A 24,885-nucleotide genomic window follows, 5' to 3' on the forward strand; every position below is an offset into this window, starting at 1 on the left:
GACTGCCCGTGCATCGTTTGCGACTCCAGGGGGATCATGCCGCATAGACGCTTGCAACGGATCGGCCCGCTCGTGGGCCTGCCCGATATCGTCCGCAGCCATGGCGTGTCGATGGACGCGATAGTGGAGGGCAGCGGCATCGAGGCCGAGGCCTTCTCCAATCGCGACGGCGTCGCCCCTTTCGTCGCCATCTGCCGAGTGATGGATCGGGCGGTGAAGCTGACCGGCCAGCGCCATCTCGGCCTCGAGATCGGCCTGGCGCAGGATCACCGGGCGCTCGGGACGGTCGGCCAGCTCGTGGCCCATGCGCCGACGCTCGGCGAGGCCATTCAGGATTTCGTCCGCAACCAGCACCGCAACTCGCGCGGCGCGGTCACCTTCCTGATGCCGCATGGCGAGGGATTCCACCTCGGCTACGGCATTTATGACCGTTACGAAACGGGGGCCGACCAGCTCTACGACCTCGCCATGGCGGTGGCCGTCAACGCGATCCGAAGCCTTGCCGGGACGCGCGCCGGCCCCATCGAGGTCCTCGTCTGCCATCGCGGCAACGCACCGCGCAGTCATTACGAGGCGGCGCTCGGCTGCCCGGTCCGGCTCAATCAGCCCTATGCGGCTCTGGCGCTGAGCGCAGAGGCGATGCGCCTGCCGATCGCCGGCCATGACCGGGCCGAACGCGCGCGGCTCGCCGCGCTTCTCGACGAAAGCCCGCCCTTCGGCGCGCCCGATTTCGATGCCCGCGTCCGCCACCTGCTGAAGCCTGCCATCCTGATGGGGGATGCCTCCGCCGAGACGATCGCCCGGCAGATCGGCATCCATCTCAGAACGCTCAACCGCCGCCTGAAGGACGAGGGCGTGACCTTCCGCGCCATCGAGCAGCAGGTCCGCTTCTCGATCGCCTGCGAATTGCTGAGCCTGACCGATCTCGACGTCGCGGACATTTCCGAAACGCTCGCCTATGGGACGCCCAGCGCCTTCGACCGGGCCTTCCGCCGCTGGACCGGCATATCGCCGACCCGCTGGCGGCGCGGCTCGGCATCGGGCGAGCCGCGGTGAGGCGTCAGTCGGCCTCGCGCAGACGGTAGCCGACGCCGGTCTCGGTGCGGATATAGAAGGGCCGCGCGGGATCGTCCTTGAGCTTCTGGCGGACCTGGCGGACATAGACGCGCAGCTGCTGCGCGTCGATCGCCCCGCCCCAGACGGCCTTCATCAATTGCTGGTGAGTGATCACCTTGCCGGCGTGGCGAGCCAGGAGCGCCAGGATCTCGTATTCCTTCGGCGAGAGATGGATCTCGGCTCCGTCGAGGCGGACGATGCGGCGGACGAGATCGACGCTGAGCCCGCCCGTCCTGAAGACCGGCGCGGCGCCCTCCGCCTGAACGCGGTGACGCAGCGCCACGCGGAGCCGTGCGACGAGTTCGTCGATGCCGAACGGCTTCGTCACATAGTCGTCCGCGCCGGCGTCCAGCGCCTTGACGATGCCGGCCTCTCCCGTGCGGCTGGAGAGGATGAGGATCGGCACCGTGACGCCGGACCGGCGCCAGCCTTCGAGAAGCGCCTCGCCGCCGATATCGGGCAGACCGAGATCGAGGATCACGCCGTCCGGCCGCTCCTCCGCCATCGCCACGCGCGCCGTCGCGCCGTCGGCCGCCTCGATCACCTCGTAGCCCTGCGTCCCGAGCCCGGCCTTCAGCAGGCGGCGGATCGGCGGCTCGTCGTCGACGACGAGGACGCGGCCGGCGCTCACCCCCGCTCTCCGGCATGGGCGGGCAGGCGGATGGTGAAGGCGAGGCCCGGCCTGTCCGGGCGGCGCGCCGCCGTGAGGCTGCCGCCCATCGCCTCGACGAAACCGCGGCTGATGGAAAGCCCGAGGCCGGTTCCCGCGCGCACGCTGTCGCCCTTCTCCACGCGATAGAACTTGTCGAACACGCGCTCCAGCTCCTCGGCGCCGAGACCCGGCCCCTCGTCGAGCACGGCAATTGCGACCGTATCACCCTCGCGCCGGGCCGCCAGCGTGATGGTCGTGCCCGCGGGCGCATATTTGGCGGCGTTGTCGACGAGATTGAAGAGGGCCTGCTCGATCAGGACGGGATCGACGGCGACCATCGGCAGGTTCGGCGCGACGTCGACGACGAAGCGGTGGCGGGACACGACGGCCGCAACGCGCTCGGCGAGGCTGCCGACGATCTCGTCGGGATCGGTGGGGATGGTGGCGGGGCGGATCGCGCCGGCTTCGAGCCGCGTCATGTCGAGGAGATTGTTGATGAACCGGTTGAGGCGCTCCGCCTCCGCCTCGGTCGTCGCCAGGAGTTCGTCGCGCGTCGCCGGGTCGAGGTCGGCGCCATAGCCGCGCAGCGTGCCGACGGCGCCGAGAATGGCGGCGAGCGGGGTTCGCAGGTCATGCGAGATCGAGGACAGCAGCGCCTGGCGCAGCCGGTCGGCTTCCGCGTCGCGGCGCGCGCGCTCGACATCCGCGGCGAGGAACACGCGCTCGATGGCGAGCGCCGCCTGCCCGGCCAGCGCATCGAGCAGCCGGCGCTGGTCGGGCGTCAGCAGCGGTCCGCTGCGCTCGTCGCTGTCGATGCCGACCGCGCCGATCGGGCCGCGCCCGGTCGAGAGCGGCATGAAGAAGCGCCGCGCGCCCGGAAGCGTATCGGCGCCGCGGCCGGCCGGCTGGTTGTTGGCGAAGGCCCATTTCGCGGCGGCGATGTCGGCTTCGTCGAGCTGGTCCTCGGGCGGATAGCCGGCACGGACGGCGAACTCGCCGTCCTCGCTCAGGAGCAGGACCACGCGCATGTCGAGCATCGAGGCGATCTGGTAGGCCGTTGCCCAGAGCACGTCGTCGATCGTGCCGACGGCTGCGAGCTTCCGGCTGAAGGAATAGAGCGCCTCGGTCGCGGCGGCGCGGCTCCTCGCGACGACGGCCTCGGCCCGCGCCCGTGCCGCGAGATTGGCGACGAGGAAGGTCACGATGGTGAAGACCACCAGCGCCGCGACATTGGTCGGGTCGGCGATGGTGAAGGTCCAGGTCGGCGGCAGGAAGAAGAAGTTGTAGGCGAGCAGCGAAACCGCCGTCGCGAACAGCGCCGGCCACAGGCCGCCATAGCTCGCGACCACGACGACGCCGAGCAGGAAGACGAGATCGACGCTGCCGGCGCCGACCAGCGGCTCGATCAGCTTGCCGATGCCGAGCGCCGCGGTGCCGATCGCCGCCGCGGCGACATAGGGGCCGGGTCGCGTGGCGGCGTGCGGGGGCGGCGGCGCCTGATGCGGCGCGGCCGCGTCGATCGCCTCGCCGGCGATGACATGGACGCTGATCGTGCCGGCGCGCCGCACGAGGTCGTGCACCACCGAGCCGTGCAGGATCTCGAAGAAGCGCGAGCGTTCGGACTTGCCGATGACGATGTGGTTGACGTTCTGGCGCCGCGCATAGCCGAGCACGTCGTCGGCGATACGCCGCCCGCCGCCCGGCAGCGTCACCGCCTCGCCGCCGAGATGCTCGGCGAGGCGCAGCGCATCGGCGATGCGCTCCTGCGCTGTCTCGTCCAGCATGCGGGTGCGCGCCGTCTCGATGTGAAGCGCGACGAAGGGCGCGCGCAGCCGGTCGGCGAGGCGCTTCGCATAGCGGACGAGCGCCTGCGCGCGCGGATCCTCGCTCACGCAGACCAGCACCCGCTCTCCGGCCGCCCAGGGACCGGCGATGGCATGGCTCTGCATGTGGCTGAGCAGCTGCTGGTCGACCCGCTGCGCGGTGCGGCGCAGGGCGAGCTCCCTGAGCGCCGTCAGGTTGCCGGGCGAGAAGAAGTGGTCGATCGCCCGCTTCGCGGTGCGAGGCAGATAGATCTTGCCTTCATGCAGGCGCTGGATGAGGTCGGCGGGCGAGAGGTCGACCACCTCGATGTCGTCCGCCGCGTCGAGGACCGAATCCGGCACGGTCTCGCGGATGCGCACCCGCGTGATCTGCGCCACCACGTCGTTGAGGCTCTCGACATGCTGGATGTTGAGCGTCGAATAGACGTCGATGCCGGCCGCGAGCAGTTCCTCGACATCCATGTAGCGCTTCGGATGGCGGCTGCCGGGCGCGTTGGTGTGGGCGAGTTCGTCGACGAGCACGAGTTCGGGCCGCCGCGCCAGGATGGCGTCGAGATCCATCTCGTCCAGCATCTGGCCGCGATAGGGAATCTGCCGGCGCGCGATGGTCTCGAAGGGCGCGACCAGCGCCTCGGTCTCGGCGCGGCCATGCGTCTCGACCACGCCGATGACGACATCGGTGCCGGCCGCGAGACGGGCCCGGCCGGTCTCGAGCATCTCGTAGGTCTTGCCGACGCCGGGCGCCGCGCCGAGAAACAGCTTGAGGCGGCCGCGGCCCTCGCGCCGCGCCGCCTCGAGCAGGGCGTCGGGCGAGGGTCGGTGCCCCTCGCCGTCCGTTTCCTCGGCCATCACGGCTCCTTCGCGGCGGCCGGGAGGCCCCGGCCGGATCGATTGCTGCGCAGCATCCTATCCGCCGGCGCGGCTGTCGAGATCGAGATTGAGCGCGAGGACATTCACGCGCGGCTCGCCGATGATGCCGAAGAGCCGGCCGTCGACATGCGCGGCCACGATCGCCCTCACGGCCGCCTCGTCCATGGCACGGGCCCTGGCGACGCGCGGCACCTGGAAGAACGCCGCCTCCGGCGAGATGTCCGGGTCGAGGCCACTGCCGCTCGTCGTGACGAGATCCATCGGGACGGGGGCGCCGGGATTGGTCGCGGCCAGCGCGTCGCGCTCGGCCGTGACGCGGTCGATCAGCGCCGGGTTGGACGGGCCGAGATTGGAGCCCATGGAGTTCGACGCGTTGTAGGGCGCGGCGACCGACTTCGCGGGGTCGGCCGGATCGGGGCCGAGCGTCGCCGAGGGCCGGCCGTGGAAATATGCTTCGCCGGCAAAGTTCTGGCCGATGAGCGCTGATCCGACGATCCTGCCGTCGCGCGTGACGAGGCTGCCCCCGGCCTTGTCCGGGAACAGGGCCCTGGCGAGACCGGTCATGCCGAGCGGATAGGCGAGACCGGTCAGCACGGTGAAGAGGACGAGGAGGACGAGAGCGGGACGGATCTGTTTCAGCATGATGGACCTCACGCGAGACCGAGGGCGGCGACGGCCATGTCGATCAGCTTGATGCCGACGAAGGGCACCAGGATGCCGCCGAGGCCGTAGACGAGGAGATTGCGGCGCAGCAGTTCGGCCGCGCCAACGGGCCGGTAGGAGACGCCGCGCAGCGCCAGCGGGATCAGCGCGACGATGACGAGCGCGTTGAAGATGATCGCCGACAGGATGGCGCTCTCGGGCGTCGCGAGGCCCATGACGTTGAGGGCGCCGAGCTCGGGATAGAAGGCGACGAACATCGCCGGAATGATCGCGAAGTATTTCGCGATGTCGTTGGCGATCGAGAAGGTCGTCAGCGCGCCGCGCGTCATGAGCAGCTGCTTGCCGATCTCGACGATCTCGATGAGCTTGGTCGGATCGCTGTCGAGATCGACCATGTTGCCGGCCTCGCGCGCCGCTACCGTGCCGGTGTTCATGGCGACGCCGACATCGGCCTGCGCGAGGGCGGGCGCGTCGTTGGTGCCGTCGCCGCACATCGCGACCAGCTTGCCCTTGGCCTGCTCGGCGCGGATGAGGGCGAGCTTCGCCTCGGGCGTCGCCTGCGCCAGGAAGTCGTCGACGCCGGCCTCCGCCGCGATGGCCGCGGCAGTCATCGGGTTGTCGCCGGTGATCATCACGGTGCGGATGCCCATGCGGCGCAGCTCGGCGAAACGCTCGCGGATGCCGCCCTTGACGATGTCCTTGAGCTGCACGACGCCGAGCAGGCGGCCGTTCTCGGCGACCGCCAGCGGCGTGCCGCCCGTCTTGGCGATCTCGCCGGCGATGGCGTTCACCTCGCGGGCGAGCGCCGAGGTCGCCGGGTCGGCGCCGACATAGGCGAGCACCGCATCGACCGCGCCCTTGCGGATCACGTCGTTGCCGATATCGACGCCGCTCATGCGCGTCTGGGCGGTGAAGGGGACGAAACGCGCCGACAGGCCGGCCATGTCGCGGGCGCGGATGTCGTATTTCTCCTTGGCGAGCACGGTGATCGAGCGGCCCTCGGGCGTCTCGTCGGCCAGCGAGGCGAGCTGCGCCGCATTGGCGAGCTCGGCCGCCGTCACGCCGCGCACCGGGCGGAACTCCGTCGCCTGGCGGTTGCCGAGCGTGATGGTGCCCGTCTTGTCGAGCAGCAGCGTGTCGACATCGCCGGCCGCCTCCACCGCGCGGCCCGACATCGCCAGCACGTTGAAGCGGACGAGGCGGTCCATGCCGGCGATGCCGATCGCCGAGAGCAGCGCGCCGATGGTGGTCGGGATCAGCGTGACGAACAGCGCGACCAGCATCAGCACCGGGATGGAACCGCCGGCATAGGTGGCGAAGCTCGGGATGGTCGCTGTGGCGAAGACGAAGATCAGCGTCATGCCGGCGAGCAGGATGTTGAGCGCGATCTCGTTCGGCGTCTTCTGCCGCTCCGCGCCCTCGACGAGGCTGATCATGCGGTCGAGGAAGGTGGAGCCGGCGGCGGCGGTGATGCGCACGCGGATCCAGTCGGACAGCACCTCGGTGCCGCCGGTCACCGCCGAGCGGTCGCCGCCGGATTCGCGGATGACGGGCGCCGACTCGCCGGTGATCGCGGCCTCGTTGACGGAGGCGACGCCTTCGATCACCTCGCCGTCCGAGGGGATGATGTCACCGGCCTCGACGAGCACGACGTCGCCGACCTTGAGGCTCGCGCCGGGAACGCGGTGCCATGCGGTGAGGTCGTCGCCGGAGAGCAGCTTCGCCTCGGTCTCGCTGCGGGTGCGGCGCAGCGCATCCGCCTGCGCCTTGCCGCGCCCCTCGGCCACCGCTTCCGCGAAATTCGCGAAGAGGACGGTGAACCAGAGCCAGAGATTGATCTGCAGCGAGAAGCCGAGGCCGGGGCGGCCGGCCGCGACGTCGCGGATGAAGAGGACGGTGGTGAGCAGCGTCACCAGGGCGACGACGAAGATGACCGGGTTGCGGGCGAGCTTGCGCGGATCGAGCTTGCGGAACGAGGCGCCGATGGCCGGCAGCAGGATGGCCGGGTCGAGGATGCTCGCGGAACGCGACCCGGCCGGGCCGGCAGTCGCGGAAGGGGACTTGGACATCTGGGGAATTCCGTTTCCTTGCCGCTCAGGCGGCGAGTGCGGGAAAAAGTGCGGTGAGGACGGCGGCGAAGCCCGCGGCCGCGGCCAGGATCGCCATCATGGCGACGATGACGAGCGAGGCGGCGGGTGGCGGCGTTCTGGCCTGCCGCGGATCGTCGGGGGCCGGGATCGTCATGGTCATCCTCCGGCCCTTGCGAGGATCTGGAAGTGCTCGACGATCGGCCCGAGCGCCAGCGCCGGGAAGAAGGTCAGCCCGCCGATCACGAGGATGGCGCCGACGAGAAGCCCGACGAAGAGGCCGCCATCGGTCGGCAGCGTTCCGGCCGAGGCGGGCACGGTCTTCTTCGCGGCGAGCGACCCGGCGATGGCGACGGCCGGCACGATCATCAGGAAGCGCCCGACGAACATCGCGATGCCAAGGGTGATGTTGTACCAGTCGGTGTTGCCGGTGAGGCCGCCGAAGGCCGAGCCGTTGTTCGCCGCCGCAGAGGTGTAGGCGTAGAGGATCTCCGAGAAGCCGTGCGGGCCGGGATTGGCGATCGAGGCCACCGCCGAGGGCAGCACGGTCGCGACGGCCGTGAAGCCGAGCATGGCGAGCGGCAGGATCAGCAGCGCCAGCAGTGCGAGCTTCACCTCCCTCGCCTCGATCTTCTTGCCGATATATTCCGGCGTGCGGCCGACCATCAGCCCGGCGATGAACACCGCGATCACCACGAAGAGCAGGATGCCATAGAGGCCGGCGCCGACGCCGCCGACGATGATCTCGCCGAGCTCCATGTTGATGAGCGGGATCATGCCGCCGAGCGCGGTGAAGCTGTCATGCATGGCGTTGACCGCGCCGCAGGACGCGGCTGTCGTCACCACGGCGAACAGCGCGGAGAGCGCGATGCCGAAGCGGACCTCCTTGCCCTCCATGTTGCCGCCCTGGATGCCGAGCGCATGGACGAGCGGGTTGCCGGAGGCTTCCGACCAGTAGCAGGCGACGACGCCCGCCGCGAAGAGCACGCCCATGGCGGCGAGGATGGCGAAACCCTGGCGCTCGTTGCCGACCATGCGCCCGAAGACATTGGTGAGTGCCGCGCCGATGGCGAAGATCGCGACCATCTGCACGAGGTTGGCGAGCGCGGTCGGATTCTCGAAGGGATGCGCGGCATTGGCGTTCATGAAGCCGCCGCCATTGGTGCCGAGCATCTTGATGGCGATCTGCGAGGCCATCGGGCCGAGCGCGATCACCTGCCGCGCGCCTTCCAGCGTCGTCGCCTCGACCGATGGGGCGAGGGTCTGCGGTACGCCCTGCCAGACGAGGAACAGCGTCAGCAGGATCGAGATCGGCAAGAGCACATAGAGCGTGGCACGGGTCATATCGACCCAGAAATTGCCGATCGCATGCGCCTCGCGGCGCGCGAAGCCGCGGATGAGCGCGACGGCCAGCGCGATGCCGGTGGCGGCGGAGAGGAAGTTCTGCACCGCCAGCCCGGCCATCTGGACCAGATAGGACATGGTCCCCTCGCCGCCATAGTTCTGCCAGTTGGTGTTGGTGACGAAGGAGACCGCCGTATTGAAGGCGAGCGCCTCCGGCACCGGCCCCATGCCCTGCGGATTGAAGGGCAGCTTGCCCTGCAGGCGCAGCAGCGCGTAGAGCAGCAGGAAGCCGGCCGCGTTGAAGACGAGCATGGCGACGACATAGGCCAGCCAGTGCTGGTCCTCGCGCTCCGAGGTGCCGGCGAGCCGGTAGAAGCCGCGCTCGACCGGGGCGAGGACGGGCGAGAGCCAGGTCCGCTCGCCGGAGAAGACGCGGGTCATGTAGCTGCCGAGCGGCCGCGTCAGCGCCAGCACCAGCGCGACGAAGAGGGCGATCTGGAGCCAGCCGTTGAGGGTCATTCCCGTGGAAGTCATGGCGGCAGCCTCCTAGAAGCGCTCGGGGCGCAGCAGCGCGAGCGTCAGATAGGCGAGGACGACGAGCGTCACCGCTCCGCCCAGCCAGTAGTCGAGCATCATTTTGGGGGTGCCTTCTTCAGAAGCCGGCCGCGGCGCGGGCGTAGAGGATCGCCACGCCGAAACAGCCGAGGGCGAGCACGGGAAGCAGGATGTCGAGCATGGCCGAACTCATTCTCCGGGTTGCCGCGCGCGAGGCATCGCGGCGCGGCATCGGTCGCGGCCGCGAGGAGGCGGCCGTCCGATGGGACAAGTATCGGCAGGCGGGCATAGGGATTCGAGCGCGGCCAAGGCGGCGCTTCATAGGAAAAGCATAGGAGATGCCGGGGCTCTACCCGCGCGATGCCCCCGGCCGGTCCGGCCAGCGCCGCGAGGGGCGCCTTGCGCGGCGGAGGCGGCGCGCGTCATATGGCGCATCTGAACGAGGGAGGCGAACCACCATGCGCACGTCCATCCTGGCGATCCTGCCGCTCGCGGCGCTCGCGGCCTGTACCAGCGCCAGCACGCCGCCGCCGCGCTCGACCGCGGCGATGAACGGCGACTATGCTCTGATGAGCTGCGCCGAGCTCGAGGCCGCGGCCCGCAGCGCCGCGTCCGACGCCTCCTGGGCCCGCCGCCAGCAGCAGCAGACCTTCGGCAGCGGCAATTCCGACAATGTCTCGATCAATGTTCCGATCGGCGGCGGTGGCGGCGTGACGACGGGTCCGCGCCCGACCAGTTCGCGCCAGCGCGCCGATATCAGCCAGGCAATGGTGACCAAGGGCTGCAACTGAGCGGAGGTGATCCGGCGGCTCCCGCCGCCGGCCGACCTCACCCTCTGATCGCGGCGGCGTAGTCCTCCAGGACGCGCTCGACCGCGTGGAGGACATGTCCGTGCGCATCGAGCGGTCCAGCCCCCGCCGCGCGCGGCAGGAACTGCGACACCAGCGTCTCCGGGATCACGCGGCCGTCGAGCGCCGCATACAGCGCCGCCACCGCCCGCTCCGCCTCCGGATGCGGCCAGTAATAGCGGATGCGGTCGGAATAGGAGTAGTGGCGCAGGATGTGCTGCTCCTCCGCCGTGCCCGGATAATGGCTCTGCCAGTTGCCCGGCTCGGCGAGCATCAGCGCCTCCATGGCGGCGGCGAGGCGGCGGCCGCCATAGGACGGGTCGAGCTCGGCCGCGATGCAGTCGAGCCCGTAGAGCGCCTCGCGCAGCGCGAAGGTCAGGCCGGGACCGACCTTCAGGATCGCGAAGCCGTCCGAGACCAGCGCCGCGAGCCGATCGACCGGCTGATAATCCGTCGAATGCGCCTCGAAGACGAAGCCGGGCTCGTTCTCCAGCACCGCGACCAGCGAGCGCGCACGTTCGGGCTGATAGGCGACGACGCTCTCATGGCCGAACTCGACGCCCGGCTGCACCACGATGCCGATGGCGCGCTCATAGGCCGCCTCGAGCCCGGCGGCGAAGAAGATGTCGCGATGGGTGGCGATCGTCTTCTTCACGGCCGCCGGGGTCGTCGGCTCCAGATGGTCGAGCGCATGGGTGGCCCCACCCGGCGTCGGCACTTCGGTGCCGATCACATAGACCGGCGGCGGCAGGCCGGCATCGCGGGCGGCGGCCTCGGCGGCGGCGGCGAGGCGCGCGGCGCGATGGGCGGTCGTCGTGTCGTCGAGCGCCTCCGGCTCGCCGGCGCAGCCCATCGAGGCATCGAGATGGATCTTGGAGAACCCGGCGGCGACGAAGGCGGCAACCATCGCCTCGGCCTTGGCCATCGCCTCCTCGGCCGGCTTCTTCTTCCACGGATTCGGCCCGAGATGATCGCCGCCGAAGATGATGCGCTCCGGCGCAAAACCCTCCTCGGCCGCGATGGCGAGCACGAAGCGGCGGAAATCGGCCGGCCTCATGCCGGTATAGCCGCCATCCTGGTTGACCTGGTTGCAGGTCGCCTCGATCAGCACCGGACCCTCTCCATCCCGGCCGTGGCGGAAGGTGGCCCGGATCACGTCCGGATGCGCCGAGCAGACCGAGGTAATGGCGAGGCGGCGCCCGTCGCGGCGGGCCTTCGGCAGATCGCGGATGAAATCGGACATCAAGGGCTCCTGACGATGGCGCCGGCGATGAAGGCGTCGAGCTCGGCGAAGGTCGAGGTGCCCTCCATCGGCCCCTTGATCGTCACCGTCCGCGCGCCGGCCGCGTTGGCATAGCGGAGCGCGCGCTCGACCGGTAGCCCCGCCCGACGCGCGACGAGGAAGGTCGCGCCGAAACTGTCGCCCGCGCCGGTCGGATCGATCTCCTCGACGGCGAAACCGGGCATGTCGGTGCGCCCGTCGCGGTCGAAATGGCTCGCGCCGGCCGCGCCGCGCTTCAGGACGATCTCCCGGACGCCAGCGGCCAGGAGATGGGCGACCGCGTCCTCTTCGCCGGCGCCCTCGGCGAACATCGCGAGTTCCTCGCCCGAGGGGAGGAAGAGATCGGTCACCGCGAGAACGCGGTCGAAGGCCGCCCTGCCCTCGGCGTCGCGCAGCGTCTCGCGGCGAACATTCGGGTCGAAGGACACGGTTCCGCCGCGCGCCTTGAGGTCGGGGATCGTGGCGAAGATCATGCCGTGGACGGCGGGGATCGGCAGGCCGGACCCCATGACGTGCAGATGCGCCGCGCCGGCGAGGACCGCCTTCGCCTCGGCCGTGGCCGCGATCTTGCCGGCGGCGCTGTCGCGCATGTTGAAGACGAAGGCGCGGCTGCCATCGGCGCGATAGCGCACGAAGGCGCTGCCCGTGGCGGCGCCGGGGAGGACCGCGACCGCCGAGACGTCGACGCCGTCCTTCCGGAGACGGTCGAGATTCAGCGTGCCGAAATCGTCGTCGCCGACCGCCGAGACGATGGCAGCCGGCGCGCCGAGCTTGCCCACCTGATCGATGAAGATGGCCGGCGCGCCGCTCGGGAACGGCCCGATCAACGATTGCGGCTCCAGGAAGCCGTCGCCGAGCGTGGTGGCCATGATCTCGACCAGGATCTCGCCGATCGTGACGACGGGTCCGTCCATGATGTTCCCCTTCAGGTGCGGAACAGCGTCAGCGGCTGTTCGCTGGCATAGATCGCACGCTCGTCGATCGAGAACATGCGCTGGTGCATGATGAAGGCGCCGCCGAGCGCCGGCCCTTCGATGCCGAGCGCCGAGACCTCGATGCGCGGCATCGGGAAGCCTTCGAGGAATTCGCGCCGCATCGCGGCCTCGACCTCGCCGGCGACATGGCGGAACACCGGCGCCACGGACCCGCCGAGGATGATGGCGCCCGGATTGAGCACGCTGGTGAGCTGCACGAGGCCGATCGCAAGCCGCCGACCCCACTCCGACGCCGTACGCCGCGCCATGGCCTCGCCGGCCTCCAGCGCCGCGAGGAAGCGGTCGAGGTCGTCGCCCGCGGCGGCGCCGTTGGCGCGATAGCGCGCGACCAGCGCGTCCTTGCCGATATAGCTTTCGAGGTGGCCGGGCTTGTGGCGGCCGACGAAGAAGCCCTCGCCGCCGACCACGAGCTGGCCGAACTCGCCGGCGAGCCCGGCGGAACCACGGAAGAGCCGTCCGCCGATGACGACGCCGCCGCCGGCGCCGTTCTCGATCAGCAGGAAGGCGACGGTCTCGGACCGATGCGCCGTCTCGCGATAGGTCTCGGCGATGGCGAAGGCGTTGGCGTCGTTCTCGACGGCGACGAGGAGGTCGAGCCCCGGCAGGCGGCGCGCGAGCCGCTCGGCCAGCATTTCCTTCAGCCGCACGTCGCGCCAGCCGATGATGAGCGCGTTGATGACGCGCCCCTCGTCGAGCAGCGCCGGAAGGCCGACACAGACGCCGCGCACGCGATCGGCCTTCGGCAGCGACTCGATCACGGCGGCGATCATCGCCACGAGGCGGTCCGACACGGCGTCAGGCGCGCTCTCGAAGGTGGGATAGGCGATGGTCTCGCGGCGGATCTCGCGGGCGGCCATGTCGGTCGCCACCACGGTCAAGCGGTCGACGCCGATCTCGGCGCCGAGGAAATAGGCGCCTGCCGCGTCGAGCTCGATCAGGATGCCCGGCCGTCCGGTGCGCTGCGGGCTGTCGCCGCGCGGCCGGTCGGTCCGCTCGACGACCATGCCGTCGGTCATCAGATTGGCGATGATGTTGCCAGTGGTCGACCGGTTGAGGCCGAGGACGCGCGCGAGGTCGGCGCGGCTCATGCCGCCGGCGCGGAACAGCGCGTTGAGTGCGCGGATCTCGTTCAGGTAGCGGACGGACTGCGGTGTAGCCACGATGCGGGGGCCTGAGCAATGCTGGGCGACGAGCGCGTGATGGTTGGTCGAGGCCCCTCCGCCTCGGGTCGCGGCAGGGCGGGGAAACCCGCCTCGCCGCCTGTCGTCGTGATCGTCGTAAGCTGATCCTGCTTACTGCGTCTTGCGCATCGCGAGAAGCGCTTCGACATTCTCGCCCGTGACCGGGACCCACGGCACGGAATACTGCTTCTGCTTGCCGCCGTCCCAGGCGAGCTGGCCGCCATTGACGTCCCAGACCTTGGCCTGCGGCTTGTAGTCGGCGCCGCGCACGACGCCGAGCGCGAGGTCGATGGCGCCCTGGGCCTGCGCATCGGCATCCTGCAGCGTCGACATCATCTCGCCGCGCTGCACGGCGAGCAGCGCGTCGGTCACGCCGTCGACACCGGCGACCGGGATCTTCTTCGGGTCGAGGCCATGCGCCTTGACCGCCTCGAGGGCGCCGATCGCCATCTCGTCGTTCTCGCCGATGATGCCCTGGATCTGGTCCGGATGGGCCGTCAGCCAGTTCTCGACGAGGCTGAGCGCCTCGGCACGCGACCAGTTGGCGGTCTTCTGCTCGAGCACCTTGATGTCCGGGTAGTCCTTGAGCGTCGCCTCGATGCCCTCGAGACGCTGCACCTGCGCGGACTGGCCGATCATGCCCTCGACGATGACGACATTGCCCTTGCCGCCCATCTTGTCGAACACCGACTTGGCCAGGATCTTGCCGGCCTCGACGTCGTTCGAGGAGATATAGGCGTTGTAGAGATCGGTGTTGGAGATCAGCGTGTTGGAGCCGATCACCGGGACGCCGGCATTCTTGGCGCGCTCGACCGGATCGTTGCCGGCATTGATGTCGACCGGCACGAAGATGATCGCGTCGTATTTCTCGCTGATCGCGGTGTCGAACTGGTTCGACTGGGTCAGCGCGTCCATGCGGCCGTCGAGGACGGTGAGCGTCACCGTGCCGTCCTTGACCAGCGGATGGCTGTTGGCGGCATTGGCCCAGAGCACGTTGAACTCGGTGTCGAGGCTCTGCACGACGGCCGCGATGCGCGGCTTGGCGGCATCGGCATGGGCCGCGCCGACGGCGAGCGCCGCGAGGCCGGCGCCGGCGAGCGCCGCGAGCGTGCGGCGGGTCAGGGTGTAGCGTGCCATATTCGGGTTCCTCCCTTGGATCATGGCTTCTTGGAAGACGGGAACGCGCGGCCGCGCGCCGCGATGGCGCGCGGATCCTTACGGATTCATGTGGCGGGAGCGGTCGACGAGGACGGCGACGACGATGATCGCGCCCTTGATGACCTGCTGGTAGTAGGACGAGACCCCCATCAGATCGAGGCCGTTCGAGATGATGCCGATGATCAGCGCGCCGATCAGCGTGTAGCCGACCGAGCCGAGGCCGCCGGTCAGCGACGTGCCGCCGATGACGACCGCCGCGATGGCGTCGAGCTCGTAGCCGAGGCCGGCCTGCGGCAGCGCCGAGGTGGTGCGCGCCGTCAGGATCGCACCGGCGAGGCCGGCGAGCGCGCCCATCAGCAGATAGACCGAGAAGATGACGCTGCGGGTCGGGATGCCGGCGGTGCGCGCGCTCTTCACATTGCCGCCGACCGCATAGACCCAGCGGCCATACACGGTGAAGCGAAGCACGATCCAGGCGACGACGAAGACGGCGAGGAAGATGATGACCGGCACAGGGACGCCGGCGATGAAGCCCTGGCCCAGCCAGCGGAAGGCCGGCGAGAGGTTCGGGATCGGGCGGCCGTCGCTGTAGAGCAGCGTCGCGCCGCGGGCCATCGAGAGCATGCCGAGCGTCGCCACGAAGGCGGGCACGCCGAAGCGGGCGACCAGCGTGCCGTTCACGGTGCCGACAAGGCCGCCGACCGCGATCGCGGCAAGAAACGCGACGGCCGGATTGAAGGGTTCACCGCCCGTCACCAGGCTGCCGGCGACGACGCCCGCCACCGCCAGCGTCGAGCCGACGGAAAGGTCGATGCCGCCGGTCAGGATGACGAAGGTCATGCCGATGGCGAGGATGCCGTTGATCGACACCTGCCGGAGCACATTGGTGATGTTGCCCGTCGACAGGAAGTTCGGATGGGCGAAGGAGAGGATCACGAACAGGATCAGGAACGAGATCAGGATCCCGTAGCGCGACAGGAAGCGGCCGAGGGCGCGGCCGCGGGTGTCGGCGGAGACGGTCGAGGCGGAGAGATCGGACATCGGCGTTTCCCGTGGCGCGTTCTTCTGGTTGTTCGGTCAGCTCGCGAGATGGACGAGCGCGTCCTGCGTCGCCTCGCCCGCCGCGAGTTCGCCGGCGATGCGACCGCGGCGGAACACCACGATGCGGTCGGCATTGGCGAGGATTTCGGGGATCTCGGACGAGATCAGCAGCACGGCATTGCCGGCGGCCGCGAAGGCGGAGAGGAAGGCGTAGACCTCGCGCTTCGCCCCTTCGTCGATGCCGCGGGTCGGCTCGTCGCAGATGAGGATGCGCGGCTCGGTCTCGACGCAGCGCGCGAGCACCACCTTCTGCTGGTTGCCGCCGGAAAGGCTCTGGACCGGCAGGTGGCGCGAGGCGGTGCGGATGCGGAAGGCGGCGATCTCCTTCTCGACCGCGCCCGCGACCTTGCGGCCGTCGACGAAACCGAGGCGGGAGAAGCGGCCGAGCGCCGCGATGACGATGTTGTCCGAGACCGAGGAGGAAAGGACGAGACCGGTCTCCTTGCGATCCTCGGTGACGATGGCGATGCCGTTCCTGAGCGCATCCGACGGCGCGCGGATCTCCACCGGCCGCCCGTCGATCAGCACCTCGCCGGTATCCTTCGGCTGGTTGCCATAGACGGCGTTGGCGAATTCGCTGCGCCCCGCGCCCATCAGCCCGTAGAGGCCGAGAATCTCGCCACGCGCGATCTGCAGCGAGATGTCGGCGAATTGGCCGGCGCGCGAGAAGCCGCGCATCTCGATCATCGGCTCGGGCCGGGCGGTGCTCGCGCGCTGGTCGGCGTCGCGCAGGTCGCGGCCGACGATGAGAGCGATCAGCCGCTGGCGGTCGATATCGGCCAGCGCGCCGCTTTCGACGAAGCGGCCGTCGCGGAACACCGTGTAGCTGTCGGCGATCTGGAAGATGTCGGTCAGGCGATGCGAGACATAGATGATGCCGACGCCGGCAGCCGAGAGGCCGCGGATCGCCTTGAAGAAGGTCGCGGTCTCCTTCTCGCCGATCGCCGAGGTCGGCTCGTCCATGATCAGGATGTCGGCGTCGCGGCTGATCGCCTTGGCGATCTCGACGAGCTGGATGCGCGCGACCGACAATTCGCGCATCCGGAGCTTCGGGTCGATGTCGAAGCCGAGGCGGGCGAACAGCGCGGCCGCATCGCTTTCCATCCTGGCGCGGTCGACGAACCAGCCACCGCGGCGCGGCTCGCGGCCGAGATAGATGTTCTCGGCCACCGTCATGTCGAGGACGGGCGAGAGTTCCTGCGTGATGATCGCGATGCCGTCGGCGAGCGCCTCGGCGGCCGAGGCGTAGTGGACGAGGCGGCCCTTGACGAGGATCGAGCCGGAATCGGCCCGATGAAGGCCCATCAGGATGGACAGGAATGTCGACTTGCCGGCGCCGTTGCCGCCGCAAAGTGCGTGCACGCTGCCGCGCTTCAGCTGGATGCGGCCGTCGGTCAACGCCGGCACGCCGGCATAGGACTTGGCGACGCTGGTCGCGGCGAGCAAAAGGTCGCCCGCCCCGCCCGTCGCTGGAGGAGGGAGGTGCGACGGACGGGGCTCGGGCGATGGCGCATGGGGAGATGCGCCGGTCGCGGGTCGAGGCGAAGCAGGAGTGTGGTCGGGCATCTCGAACCTCCCTGCGGTCCGATTATTTCGGACTCTGTAAATTAGTTCGTTGCGACAGCAAACATAATTGCTGCGGTGCAGCGTCCGGCGGCCCCTCATCGTCGGAGGCCGCCGGGCGTCGCGGGTCGATCAGGGGGTGCGGTTGGCGATCGCCTTGCGCTCGGCTTCGCCCTGCTTGGCCTCGATGAAGGCCTTGGCGAGGCGGGCCACCTCGACATTGTCGGTCCAGGTGTTGCGCCAGATCGCGCAGGTCACCGAGAGATCCTCGTCGACGACTTCCGAGGAGAAGCTCTCGAAGGTCATCCAGTCGTCGTAGCCGATCGCGTGCAGCGCATCGAAGGCGGCAGTGAAGTCGATGACGCCCGAGCCGAGATAGCCGCGATTGCTCTCGCCGATATGGAAATAGCCGAGCTTGTCGCCGGCGAGCCGGATCGCGGCGGCCGGATCCGCCTCCTCGATGTTCATGTGGAACGTGTCGAGATGCAGGAAGATGTTGTCCGAGCCGGACTGCTCGATATAGGCGAGGCCCTGCGCCGTCGTGTTGAGGAGATTGGTCTCGAAGCGGTTGACCAGCTCGAGATTGAGCGAGACGCCGGACGACTTGGCGCGATCCGCGACCTTGGCGAGCGTCGCCACCGAATTGTCCCAGCCCTTCTGCGTCGGCAGGCTGCGATACTTGTTGTGCGCCGAGAAGATGATGCCGCCGAGCTTGGAGCCGCCGAGATCGCGGGTGATGGCGACCGCGTCGTCGAGGATCGCCTCGCCGCGCTTCACGCTCGCCGCATCCTCGCTGGAAACGTCGGCATCCGGCGGCAGGCCCATCGTGACGACGACCTTGAGCCCGTAGTTCTCGAGACGCTTGGCCAGCCAGGCAACGTCGAACTTCTTCGGATCGAGGCGCGGGAACTCGATCAGCCCGTAGCCGAGCCGATGCGACTTCTCCATGGCGCCTTCGAGCGCCTCGGCGGTGCTGCCGCCGGTCCAGACGAAGGAGTGAATGCCGAGCTTGGTCATGGGAGCGTTTCCGGTTTCGTCATCGAGCCGCGGCTTGCCGCCGCTTGTTTGTTGTGAGTAGCAGCAAACTAACTTGCCTTCAAGAGGGCGTGCGGCTAGCTTTCGGAACGTGAGGAATGGAGCCCCCGCCAAGGGGGCGCTGGCCGCGCGATCGACGCGGCATCGGGAGGATTTCATGACGGAGACAGGCGGCGCGCCTGCCGGGGCTTCCGGCGGCGTTTCTGGCGGTTCACTCGCGCCCTTCGACCTGACGGGCCGCGTGGCCATCATCACCGGCGCCGCGGGCGGCATCGGCTCGGCCATGACCCGGCGCTTCGCCGAGGCCGGCGCGCGGCTGGCGCTGCTCGACCGCAATCCGGACGTGATCGCCGCCGCCGAGGCGCTCGGCCCGCAGCATCGCGGCTATGTCGGCGACGTCACCGACGAGGCCTCGATCGTGGCGCAGGTCGCGGCGGTCGCGAAGGACTTCGGCGGCATCGACATCCTGGTCAACAATGCCGGCATCGGGACGCTGCATGCGGCCGAGGAGAAGCCGACCGACGACTTCGACCTGACCATCGCCGTCAATCTGCGCGCACCCTTCCTCTATTCGCGCGAAGCCGCCCGCCACATGCTCGCGAAGGGCTGGGGCCGCGTCGTCACCATCGCCTCGCAGGCCGCGGTGATCGGCATCGAGGGCCATGTCGCCTATTCCGCCTCCAAGGCCGGCCTGATCGGCATGACCAACTGCATGGCGCTCGAATGGGGGCCGCGCGGCGTCACCGCCAACTGCATCTCGCCGACGGTCGTCGAGACGGCGATGGCGAAGATCGGCTGGGCCGGCGAAAAGGGCGTCCGCGCCCGCGCCGAGATCCCGACTCGCCGCTTCGCGCAGCCGGACGAGATCGCGCTCGCCGCGATCTACCTCGCCTCGGACGCCGCCGCCATGGTGAACGGCGCCAATCTCATGGTCGACGGCGGCTACACGATCCGCTGAATTCGGGAGGAACGACGAGAATGACGGGGATAGCCCGCAGCCAATCCATCGCCGGCAAGGTGATGGTCGTCACCGGCGCCAGCTCCGGCATCGGCCGCGCCGTGGCGCGCCGCTTCGCCGACGAGGGCGCGAAGCTCGTGCTCGCGGCCCGCTCGGCCGACCGCCTCGCGGCGGTCGCCGCCGAGATCGGCGGCGATGCGCTTGCCGTGCCGGCCGACATCACCAGGGCCGAGGACATCGCCCGCCTGTACGCCGCGGCCCGCGAGCGCTTTGGCGGCATCGACATCCTGTTCGCCAATGCCGGAAGCTATGTCTCCGGCGACGTGGTGGACGGCGACCCCGACGAGTTCGACAAGATCATCGCCATCAACGTGAACAGCGTCGTGCGCATGGTGCATGCGGTGCTGCCGGAGATGATCGCGCGGCGCTCGGGCGACGTGATCGTCACCTCCTCAATCTCGGGCCATCAGGCGATCCACTGGGAGCCGGTCTATTCGGCCACCAAGCATGCGGTGCAGTCCTTCGTGCACGGCGTCCGCCGCCAGGTGTCGCGCCACAATGTCCGCGTCGGCGCGCTCGCACCCGGCATGGTGCTGAACGAGCTCTGGGGCATCGACGACCCGGCAGAGATCGAGCGGCGCGCGGCCGCGCATGAGGGTCTCGTCTCGGAAGACGTCGCCGAGGCGCTGCTCTTCATGCTGACGCGGCCGCCGCATGTCACGATCCGCGACCTCGTGATGCTGCCGCAGAACCAGGATCTCTGAGCGAGGCGGCCGGCGCCGGCAACCGGCCGGCGCTTGACCGGGGCGTGGCGGCGCCGACATCATGCCGGCCCCCGCCGCGGCAGCGCTTTCGCTGCCGCGCGATCCCGCCGCACGAGGTTCCCCCATGCTCGATATCCCCGCCATCCGCTCGGAATGGCAGGCACTGCGGCCCGAAATCGAGGCGCTGTTCGAAACGCTGTGGCAGGTACCGGAACTGCCGGGGCTCGAGGTTCGCAGCGCGGCGCTGCTCACGGAATTCCTCGAGCGGCACGGTTTCCAGGTCGAGCGCGGCAGCGGCGGCGTGCCGACGGCCTTCGTCGCCCGCAAGGGGAATGGCGAGGGTCCCCGTATCGGCATCCTCGCGGAATATGACGCGCTCGCCAGCCTCGACAACGAGGCGGTGCCCTATCGCAAGGGCAGTGGCCGCAAGCCCGGCCATGGCTGCGGCCACAACCATATCGGCCCGGCCAATACCGGCGCCGGCATCGCCGCCGCCCTCGCCGCCGCCCGTCTCGGCATTGCCGGCGAGATCGTCGTCATCGGCTGCCCGGCGGAGGAAATCTGCTGGGGCAAGATCGCGCTGCAGCAGGCCGGCGTCTTCGACGATCTCGACATCATCCTGACCTCGCATGGCGACTATCAGAACGGCGCCCTGTCGCGCCCCTGCCATGCCTTCGTCTCATCCGAGTTCATCTTCCGCGGCGACAGCGCCCATGCCGGCATGGGCACGGTGCGCGATGCGCTGAAGACGGCGGAGGAGGCGATGGCGGCCTTCAACGCGGAGTTCCCCTCGCGCTTTGCCGGTATCGGCGAGAAGCACATCTTCCGCAGCGCCGGCGTGATGCCCGGCGTGATGCCGGAAGAGGTGCGGCTCTGGTGCTCGCTGCATCATCGCGATCTCGCCCCCATGATGGAGGCCTATGCGGCGATGAAGGAGATCTTCGCCAGGGTCGCCGCGAAGACGAATGTCGGGCTCGAGGAGAAGTTCATCGCCGCCTGCCGTGGCTACCTCCCCAACGACGTCGCGGGCCGCGTTCTCGACGCCGCCTTGCGCGAGATCGGACCGCCGCGCTGGAGCGAGGCCGACATCGACTGGATGAAGGAACTTTCGGCCGCCGCCAGCCCCGGGAAGCCGTTCGCGCTGCATCGAAACATTGAATTTTATAGCGATGGTGTTGACTATTATGGTCAGGACGACGGCGATGCGAGCTGGATCGTGCCGCTCGCCCGGCTCAACTGGGCCTATCCGACCACCGTGCCGATCCATCACTGGGCGTGGACGGCGCTCTCCGGCCACAAGGCCAGCAGCCCGGGACCGCTGATGGGGTCCGAAGCGATCGCGCTGGCCGCGGTGACTTTCCTGAGCCGTCCCGATCTCGTCGCCGAGGCGAAGGCCGAGCTTCGGCAGCGGGTCGGCGACGAGGTGATCACGGTCATCCCGCCCGGCATCAACGACATCATGGCGCGCGACCCGCAAGCCTTCTGGGAGGCGCGCTGGTAGGCCGCCTCGGCCCGCTCAGGCGAGGTGCCGGCGCATGAAAGCCCCCGCTTCGGCCAAAGCAGCGCGACCCTCGGCGAGATGCGCGTTCCAGAGCGGGAAGGCGTGGATCATGTGCGGATAGATCGAGAGCGTCACCGCGACATCCGCTTCGCCGGCCACGGCCGCGAAGCGCGTCGCGTCGGCGAGCAGCGTCTCGTCCGAGCCGACCGTGACGAGAAGCGGCGGCAGGCCCGCCATGTTCGCTAAGAGCGGCGAGACGCGCGGATCGCGTGCGTCGAACCCGGCCGGCAGATAGGCGGCGGCGAGCTCTTCCAGATAGCCGCGATGGATCAGCGGATCGGTGGCGTCCTTCGTCGCGAGCGTCGCGCCCGACAGCGTGAGATCGGTCCAGGGCGAGACCAGCCAGGCGCAGGCGGGCAGCGTCTCGCCTTCCTCGCGCAGCGCCTGCAGCAGAGCGAGCGTCAGCCCGCCGCCGGCGCTGTCGCCGCCGAGCGCGATACGCCCTGACGGGATTCCCATCTTGCGCAGGAAGGCGAAGGCGCGGCGGGCATCGTCGAGCGCGGCCGGAAACGGGTTCTCGGGCGCCAGCCGATAAGCGATGGCGAGCGTTCGGGTGCCGGCGGCACGGCCGGCCTCCGTCACCAGCGTGCGGTGGCTGGCGATGGATCCCGAACAGTAGCCGCCCCCGTGGAAATAGAGCAGCACGCGATCCGCATTGCTGCCCGGTGCAAGCGACCACTCGCCGGGGACACCGTCGCAATCGGCGGCCTCGAGCACGATGTCGGCTGCGAGCGGGAAGGCGCCGCCGACTTCCTCGATCCGCCGGCGCCGCTCGTCCCAGCCGACCGGCCGCGGCTTCGCGCCGAGCAGCGCCCGGATGGCACCGATCTCTGTTTGGTCCGCCATGTTCACGCCTCCCCTGTCAGCCCGAGCATGACAAGGAGCGCGCGAGAGAGCTAGCCCCGGCGCGGCGGCTCGTCGTCGAGGATGCGTTCGCTGGCGCCCTTCAGGTCGTCATACTGCCCCGATCGCAGCGACCACAGGAAGGTGAAGAGCGCGACGAGGCCGAGGCCGATCGCCGAGGGGATCAGGATCACGAGGCCGTTCATCACAAGGCTCCCTGGAGAGGCTGCGCCGCAGCCGTCGCGTCTTGCGCCGCCGGCTTGGCGACGAGATCGGGGCCGAGCCCGAGGCGCAGAGCATTGGCGACGACGAGCATCGACGAACTCGACATCGCCACCGCGGCGACCAGCGGCGTCACATGGCCGGCCACGGCAAGCGGCAGGGCGAGCGCGTTGTAGCCGATGGCGAGCGCGAGATTCTGGCGGACGAGCCGATCGGCGCGGCGGGCGAGATCGAGCGTGAAAGGGACGCTCGCCAGCCGCTCGTTCATGAAGACGAAGTCGGCGGCGCTGCGGCCGATATCGCTGGCCGAAGCCGGCGCCATGGAGACCGTCGCGGCGCGCAGCGCCGGCGCATCGTTGATGCCGTCGCCGACCATCATCACGGAACGGCCCTCTCTTGCCGATCCAGCGAGGCGTGCCATCTTGGCTTCCGGCGCCAGGCGGGCGGCGAAGCGGGCGATGCCGAGGCGGCGGGCGACGCGCGCGACGGCGGATGCGCTGTCGCCCGACAGGATCTCGACGCCGCGACCCGATGCGGAAAGCGCTGCGACCGCTTCGGCGGCGTCGGGACGGATCACGTCCTCGAAGGCGAACACGGCGATGACCCGGCCGTCGCGGCCGAGGCAGACTTCGGTGCCGCCGCTCTCGCCCTCGACCCCGCCGCAGAATGGTGCGCTGCCCAGTCGAAGCGTGCCACCGCCGACGAGGCCCGCCTCGAGGCCCTCGCCCGGAACCTCGCGCACCGTGGCGACCAGCGCCGGCGCGTCCGGCACCGCCGCGACGAGGGCGCGCGACAGCGGATGCTGGCTGTGACGCGCAAGGGCGGCGGCCAGCGCCAGATCGTCGGCCCGACCCGCGAGCTGGCCGGCGAAGCGCAGCCGCGCCAGCGTCAGCGTGCCGGTCTTGTCGAAGGCGACATCCGTGACTTTGGCGGCGCGCTCGAGCCCGGTGCCGTCGCGCATCATGATGCCGCTGCGGAACAGACGGCCTGCGGCCACCGCATGCACGATCGGCACCGCGAGCGCCAGCGCGCAGGGACAGGTGATGATCAGCACCGCGACGGCGTTCATCAGCGCGGTGTGCCAGTCCGAGGTCAGCGCCACCCAGCCGATGAAGGTGGCGAGCGCTGCGAGATGGATGACCGGCGCATAGATCGAGGCTGCGCGGTCGGCGATGCGACGATGGGCGGTGCGGCCGCCTTCGGCCGATTCCATCAGCACCGCCATCTGCGCCAGGAAGGAGTCCGCCGCCGGCCGCAGCGCGGCGACGGTCAGCGGGCCGGAGAGATTGACAGCGCCAGCGGCGATCTCGCTGCCCGGCCGGACCGCGATGGCCATGGATTCGCCGGTGACGATCGAGCAGTCGACGTCGCCGCTCCCCGCCGTGACGCGGCAGTCGACCGGGAGCCGCTCGCCAGCCCTCAGCAATAGCGTCATCCCAGGCTCGATCGCCTCGGCGGCGACAAAGGCGGTCGTTCCGTCGGGCAGCAGACGGTGGGCGCCGCGCGGCATCAGTCGGGCGAGATTGGCGACGGCGCCCCGCGCCCGCTCGCGCATCAGGTGATCGAAGCTCCTGCCGACCAGCAGGAAGAACAGGAGCATGGTCGAGGCGTCGAAATAGGCATGCGCACCGGAGGTGAAGGTCTCGTAGAGGCTGAGCGCGGTGGCGAGCAGCACGCCGATGGTGATCGGCACGTCCATATTGGTGCGGCCGACGCGGAGCGCGGCGAAGGCGGAACGGAAGAAGGGCCGGCCGGCATAGGCGATTGCCGGGATCGCGATCAACGCCGACAGCCAGTGGAACATGTCGCGCGTCGTCGCGTCGGCGCCCGACCAGACGGAGACGGAGAACAGCATGATGTTGCCGGCGGCGAAGCCGGCGACCGCCGTCGCGCGGATGAGTTCGCTCATGACCGTATCGCGGCGACCATCGGCGACCGGGTCGAGCGCATGCGTGCGGTAGCCGCTGCGCCGGATCGCCTCGGGAATTGCCAGCACGTCGCTGTCGGAGGCGAAGACGACCCGCACCCAGCGCTGCGAGAGATTGACCCGCGCGCTCTTCACCTGCGGCAGTTTCGCCAGCGCGCCCTCGATCGCGTTGATGCAGGTGACGCAATAGGCGTCGGGGACGGCGAACTCGATCTGCCGGCAGTCCGGTCCGGCGCTGCGGCTGAGCGCGACAAGGCCGTCGGCATCCTCGCTTTCGCGGCCCGCCGGCGTTTCTGGTACGTCGAAATGAGGGGCGACGCCCGCTGCGGACACGGCC

At 69.7% G+C, this 24,885-nt stretch carries 22 protein-coding genes; 5 read left to right on the plus strand and 17 right to left on the minus strand.

Features of this window, described 5'->3' with window-relative positions; translation table 11 throughout:
- Positions 1 to 36: 36 nt before the first annotated feature.
- Positions 37 to 1,056 carry an AraC family transcriptional regulator gene (locus tag QO015_RS10845; RefSeq protein ID WP_266279479.1) on the plus strand — a complete coding sequence of 340 codons (1,020 nt, stop codon included), beginning with the start codon at positions 37 to 39 and terminating at the stop codon, positions 1,054 to 1,056.
- Positions 1,057 to 1,060: 4 nt separating this feature from the next.
- On the opposite strand, the gene QO015_RS10850 is transcribed toward QO015_RS10845, so the two are convergent.
- The 7 genes from QO015_RS10850 to kdpF are packed head-to-tail and all read right to left on the minus strand — an operon-like array spanning position 1,061 to position 9,191.
- Positions 1,061 to 1,747: a response regulator transcription factor gene (locus tag QO015_RS10850; protein WP_266279478.1), complete on the minus strand. Its 687-nt coding sequence runs from the start codon at positions 1,745 to 1,747 to the stop codon at positions 1,061 to 1,063.
- Positions 1,744 to 4,440 (minus strand): DUF4118 domain-containing protein, encoded by a 2,697-nt coding sequence (locus QO015_RS10855; RefSeq protein ID WP_266279477.1) that lies wholly within the window; start codon positions 4,438 to 4,440, stop codon positions 1,744 to 1,746. The genes QO015_RS10850 and QO015_RS10855 overlap by 4 nt, the downstream gene beginning before the upstream one ends.
- Before the next feature lie 57 nt (positions 4,441 to 4,497).
- Positions 4,498 to 5,103 carry a K(+)-transporting ATPase subunit C gene (locus QO015_RS10860; RefSeq protein WP_266279476.1) on the minus strand — a complete coding sequence of 202 codons (606 nt, stop codon included), beginning with the start codon at positions 5,101 to 5,103 and terminating at the stop codon, positions 4,498 to 4,500.
- An 8-nt stretch (positions 5,104 to 5,111) separates the two neighbouring features.
- Positions 5,112 to 7,193, minus strand: coding sequence for a potassium-transporting ATPase subunit KdpB (gene kdpB, locus QO015_RS10865; protein WP_266279475.1), 2,082 nt, complete (start codon positions 7,191 to 7,193; stop codon positions 5,112 to 5,114).
- Positions 7,194 to 7,218: 25 nt separating this feature from the next.
- A complete protein-coding gene (locus tag QO015_RS10870; protein ID WP_266279473.1) occupies positions 7,219 to 7,368 on the minus strand; it encodes a hypothetical protein in 150 nt (49 codons plus the stop codon).
- A gap of 2 nt (positions 7,369 to 7,370) precedes the next feature.
- On the minus strand, positions 7,371 to 9,074 hold the full coding sequence (gene kdpA / locus QO015_RS10875) for a potassium-transporting ATPase subunit KdpA (RefSeq protein WP_266282371.1): 1,704 nt from the start codon (positions 9,072 to 9,074) through the stop codon (positions 7,371 to 7,373).
- A 27-nt stretch (positions 9,075 to 9,101) separates the two neighbouring features.
- Entirely contained in the window at positions 9,102 to 9,191 is a 90-nt protein-coding gene (kdpF, locus tag QO015_RS10880) for a K(+)-transporting ATPase subunit F (RefSeq protein WP_266279472.1), read from the minus strand.
- 377 nt (positions 9,192 to 9,568) lie between these two features.
- Between kdpF and QO015_RS10885 the strand changes: the two genes are divergently transcribed.
- Positions 9,569 to 9,901 carry a hypothetical protein gene (locus QO015_RS10885; protein ID WP_266279470.1) on the plus strand — a complete coding sequence of 111 codons (333 nt, stop codon included), beginning with the start codon at positions 9,569 to 9,571 and terminating at the stop codon, positions 9,899 to 9,901.
- Between the two features lie 37 nt (positions 9,902 to 9,938).
- Here QO015_RS10885 and QO015_RS10890 read toward each other — a convergent pair whose 3' ends face one another.
- The 7 genes from QO015_RS10890 to QO015_RS10920 all read right to left on the minus strand — a co-directional run bounded on the left by QO015_RS10890 (position 9,939) and on the right by QO015_RS10920 (position 18,255).
- A complete protein-coding gene (locus QO015_RS10890) occupies positions 9,939 to 11,201 on the minus strand; it encodes a D-tagatose-bisphosphate aldolase, class II, non-catalytic subunit (protein WP_266279469.1) in 1,263 nt (420 codons plus the stop codon).
- A complete protein-coding gene (locus tag QO015_RS10895; RefSeq protein ID WP_266279467.1) occupies positions 11,201 to 12,154 on the minus strand; it encodes a tagatose kinase in 954 nt (317 codons plus the stop codon). The genes QO015_RS10890 and QO015_RS10895 overlap by 1 nt, the downstream gene beginning before the upstream one ends.
- Before the next feature lie 11 nt (positions 12,155 to 12,165).
- Positions 12,166 to 13,395 carry an ROK family transcriptional regulator gene (locus QO015_RS10900; protein WP_266279465.1) on the minus strand — a complete coding sequence of 410 codons (1,230 nt, stop codon included), beginning with the start codon at positions 13,393 to 13,395 and terminating at the stop codon, positions 12,166 to 12,168.
- A 132-nt stretch (positions 13,396 to 13,527) separates the two neighbouring features.
- A complete protein-coding gene (locus QO015_RS10905) occupies positions 13,528 to 14,553 on the minus strand; it encodes a substrate-binding domain-containing protein (RefSeq protein ID WP_266279464.1) in 1,026 nt (341 codons plus the stop codon).
- 78 nt (positions 14,554 to 14,631) lie between these two features.
- Complete coding sequence (locus QO015_RS10910) at positions 14,632 to 15,615, minus strand: ABC transporter permease (RefSeq protein ID WP_266279463.1); 984 nt, start codon at positions 15,613 to 15,615, stop codon at positions 14,632 to 14,634.
- A gap of 36 nt (positions 15,616 to 15,651) precedes the next feature.
- Complete coding sequence (locus QO015_RS10915) at positions 15,652 to 17,121, minus strand: sugar ABC transporter ATP-binding protein (protein ID WP_266279462.1); 1,470 nt, start codon at positions 17,119 to 17,121, stop codon at positions 15,652 to 15,654.
- 249 nt (positions 17,122 to 17,370) lie between these two features.
- Positions 17,371 to 18,255, minus strand: coding sequence for a sugar phosphate isomerase/epimerase family protein (locus QO015_RS10920; protein ID WP_266279461.1), 885 nt, complete (start codon positions 18,253 to 18,255; stop codon positions 17,371 to 17,373).
- 175 nt (positions 18,256 to 18,430) lie between these two features.
- On the opposite strand from QO015_RS10920, the gene QO015_RS10925 reads away from it, so the two are divergent.
- The 3 genes from QO015_RS10925 (at position 18,431) to QO015_RS10935 (ending at position 21,496) form a co-directional block, all read left to right on the plus strand.
- Complete coding sequence (locus tag QO015_RS10925; RefSeq protein WP_266279460.1) at positions 18,431 to 19,231, plus strand: GolD/DthD family dehydrogenase; 801 nt, start codon at positions 18,431 to 18,433, stop codon at positions 19,229 to 19,231.
- A gap of 20 nt (positions 19,232 to 19,251) precedes the next feature.
- Positions 19,252 to 19,995, plus strand: a complete 744-nt coding sequence (locus QO015_RS10930) for an SDR family oxidoreductase (protein ID WP_266279458.1) — start codon at positions 19,252 to 19,254, stop codon at positions 19,993 to 19,995.
- Positions 19,996 to 20,119: 124 nt separating this feature from the next.
- Positions 20,120 to 21,496 (plus strand): zinc-binding metallopeptidase family protein, encoded by a 1,377-nt coding sequence (locus QO015_RS10935; protein WP_266279457.1) that lies wholly within the window; start codon positions 20,120 to 20,122, stop codon positions 21,494 to 21,496.
- 15 nt (positions 21,497 to 21,511) lie between these two features.
- Here the strand turns inward: QO015_RS10935 and QO015_RS10940 are convergent, their stop codons facing one another.
- From QO015_RS10940 to QO015_RS10950, 3 genes are read right to left on the minus strand one after another with little or no spacing between them, the layout of a single operon-like run.
- Complete coding sequence (locus QO015_RS10940) at positions 21,512 to 22,402, minus strand: alpha/beta hydrolase (RefSeq protein ID WP_266279456.1); 891 nt, start codon at positions 22,400 to 22,402, stop codon at positions 21,512 to 21,514.
- Between the two features lie 50 nt (positions 22,403 to 22,452).
- On the minus strand, positions 22,453 to 22,605 hold the full coding sequence (gene ccoS / locus QO015_RS10945) for a cbb3-type cytochrome oxidase assembly protein CcoS (protein ID WP_266279455.1): 153 nt from the start codon (positions 22,603 to 22,605) through the stop codon (positions 22,453 to 22,455).
- Positions 22,605 to 24,881, minus strand: a complete 2,277-nt coding sequence (locus QO015_RS10950; RefSeq protein WP_266279454.1) for a heavy metal translocating P-type ATPase — start codon at positions 24,879 to 24,881, stop codon at positions 22,605 to 22,607. Before QO015_RS10950 ends, ccoS begins: the two co-directional genes overlap by 1 nt.
- Positions 24,882 to 24,885 lie beyond the last annotated feature (4 nt).

The organism is Kaistia geumhonensis (assembly GCF_030815145.1).
Taxonomy (GTDB): domain Bacteria; phylum Pseudomonadota; class Alphaproteobacteria; order Rhizobiales; family Kaistiaceae; genus Kaistia; species Kaistia geumhonensis.

Coding starts and splice junctions, on each gene's coding strand:
- QO015_RS10845 (WP_266279479.1), top strand. CDS start 37: ATGCCGCATAGACGCTTGCAACGGATCGGCCCGCTCGTGGGCCTGCCC.
- QO015_RS10855 (WP_266279477.1), bottom strand. CDS start 4,440: ATGGCCGAGGAAACGGACGGCGAGGGGCACCGACCCTCGCCCGACGCC.
- QO015_RS10860 (WP_266279476.1), bottom strand. CDS start 5,103: ATGCTGAAACAGATCCGTCCCGCTCTCGTCCTCCTCGTCCTCTTCACC.
- kdpB (WP_266279475.1), bottom strand. CDS start 7,193: ATGTCCAAGTCCCCTTCCGCGACTGCCGGCCCGGCCGGGTCGCGTTCC.
- QO015_RS10870 (WP_266279473.1), bottom strand. CDS start 7,368: ATGACGATCCCGGCCCCCGACGATCCGCGGCAGGCCAGAACGCCGCCA.
- kdpA (WP_266282371.1), bottom strand. CDS start 9,074: ATGACCCTCAACGGCTGGCTCCAGATCGCCCTCTTCGTCGCGCTGGTG.
- kdpF (WP_266279472.1), bottom strand. CDS start 9,191: ATGATGCTCGACTACTGGCTGGGCGGAGCGGTGACGCTCGTCGTCCTC.
- QO015_RS10885 (WP_266279470.1), top strand. CDS start 9,569: ATGCGCACGTCCATCCTGGCGATCCTGCCGCTCGCGGCGCTCGCGGCC.
- QO015_RS10890 (WP_266279469.1), bottom strand. CDS start 11,201: ATGTCCGATTTCATCCGCGATCTGCCGAAGGCCCGCCGCGACGGGCGC.
- QO015_RS10895 (WP_266279467.1), bottom strand. CDS start 12,154: ATGGACGGACCCGTCGTCACGATCGGCGAGATCCTGGTCGAGATCATG.
- QO015_RS10905 (WP_266279464.1), bottom strand. CDS start 14,553: ATGGCACGCTACACCCTGACCCGCCGCACGCTCGCGGCGCTCGCCGGC.
- QO015_RS10910 (WP_266279463.1), bottom strand. CDS start 15,615: ATGTCCGATCTCTCCGCCTCGACCGTCTCCGCCGACACCCGCGGCCGC.
- QO015_RS10920 (WP_266279461.1), bottom strand. CDS start 18,255: ATGACCAAGCTCGGCATTCACTCCTTCGTCTGGACCGGCGGCAGCACC.
- QO015_RS10925 (WP_266279460.1), top strand. CDS start 18,431: ATGACGGAGACAGGCGGCGCGCCTGCCGGGGCTTCCGGCGGCGTTTCT.
- QO015_RS10930 (WP_266279458.1), top strand. CDS start 19,252: ATGACGGGGATAGCCCGCAGCCAATCCATCGCCGGCAAGGTGATGGTC.
- QO015_RS10935 (WP_266279457.1), top strand. CDS start 20,120: ATGCTCGATATCCCCGCCATCCGCTCGGAATGGCAGGCACTGCGGCCC.
- QO015_RS10940 (WP_266279456.1), bottom strand. CDS start 22,402: ATGGCGGACCAAACAGAGATCGGTGCCATCCGGGCGCTGCTCGGCGCG.
- ccoS (WP_266279455.1), bottom strand. CDS start 22,605: ATGAACGGCCTCGTGATCCTGATCCCCTCGGCGATCGGCCTCGGCCTC.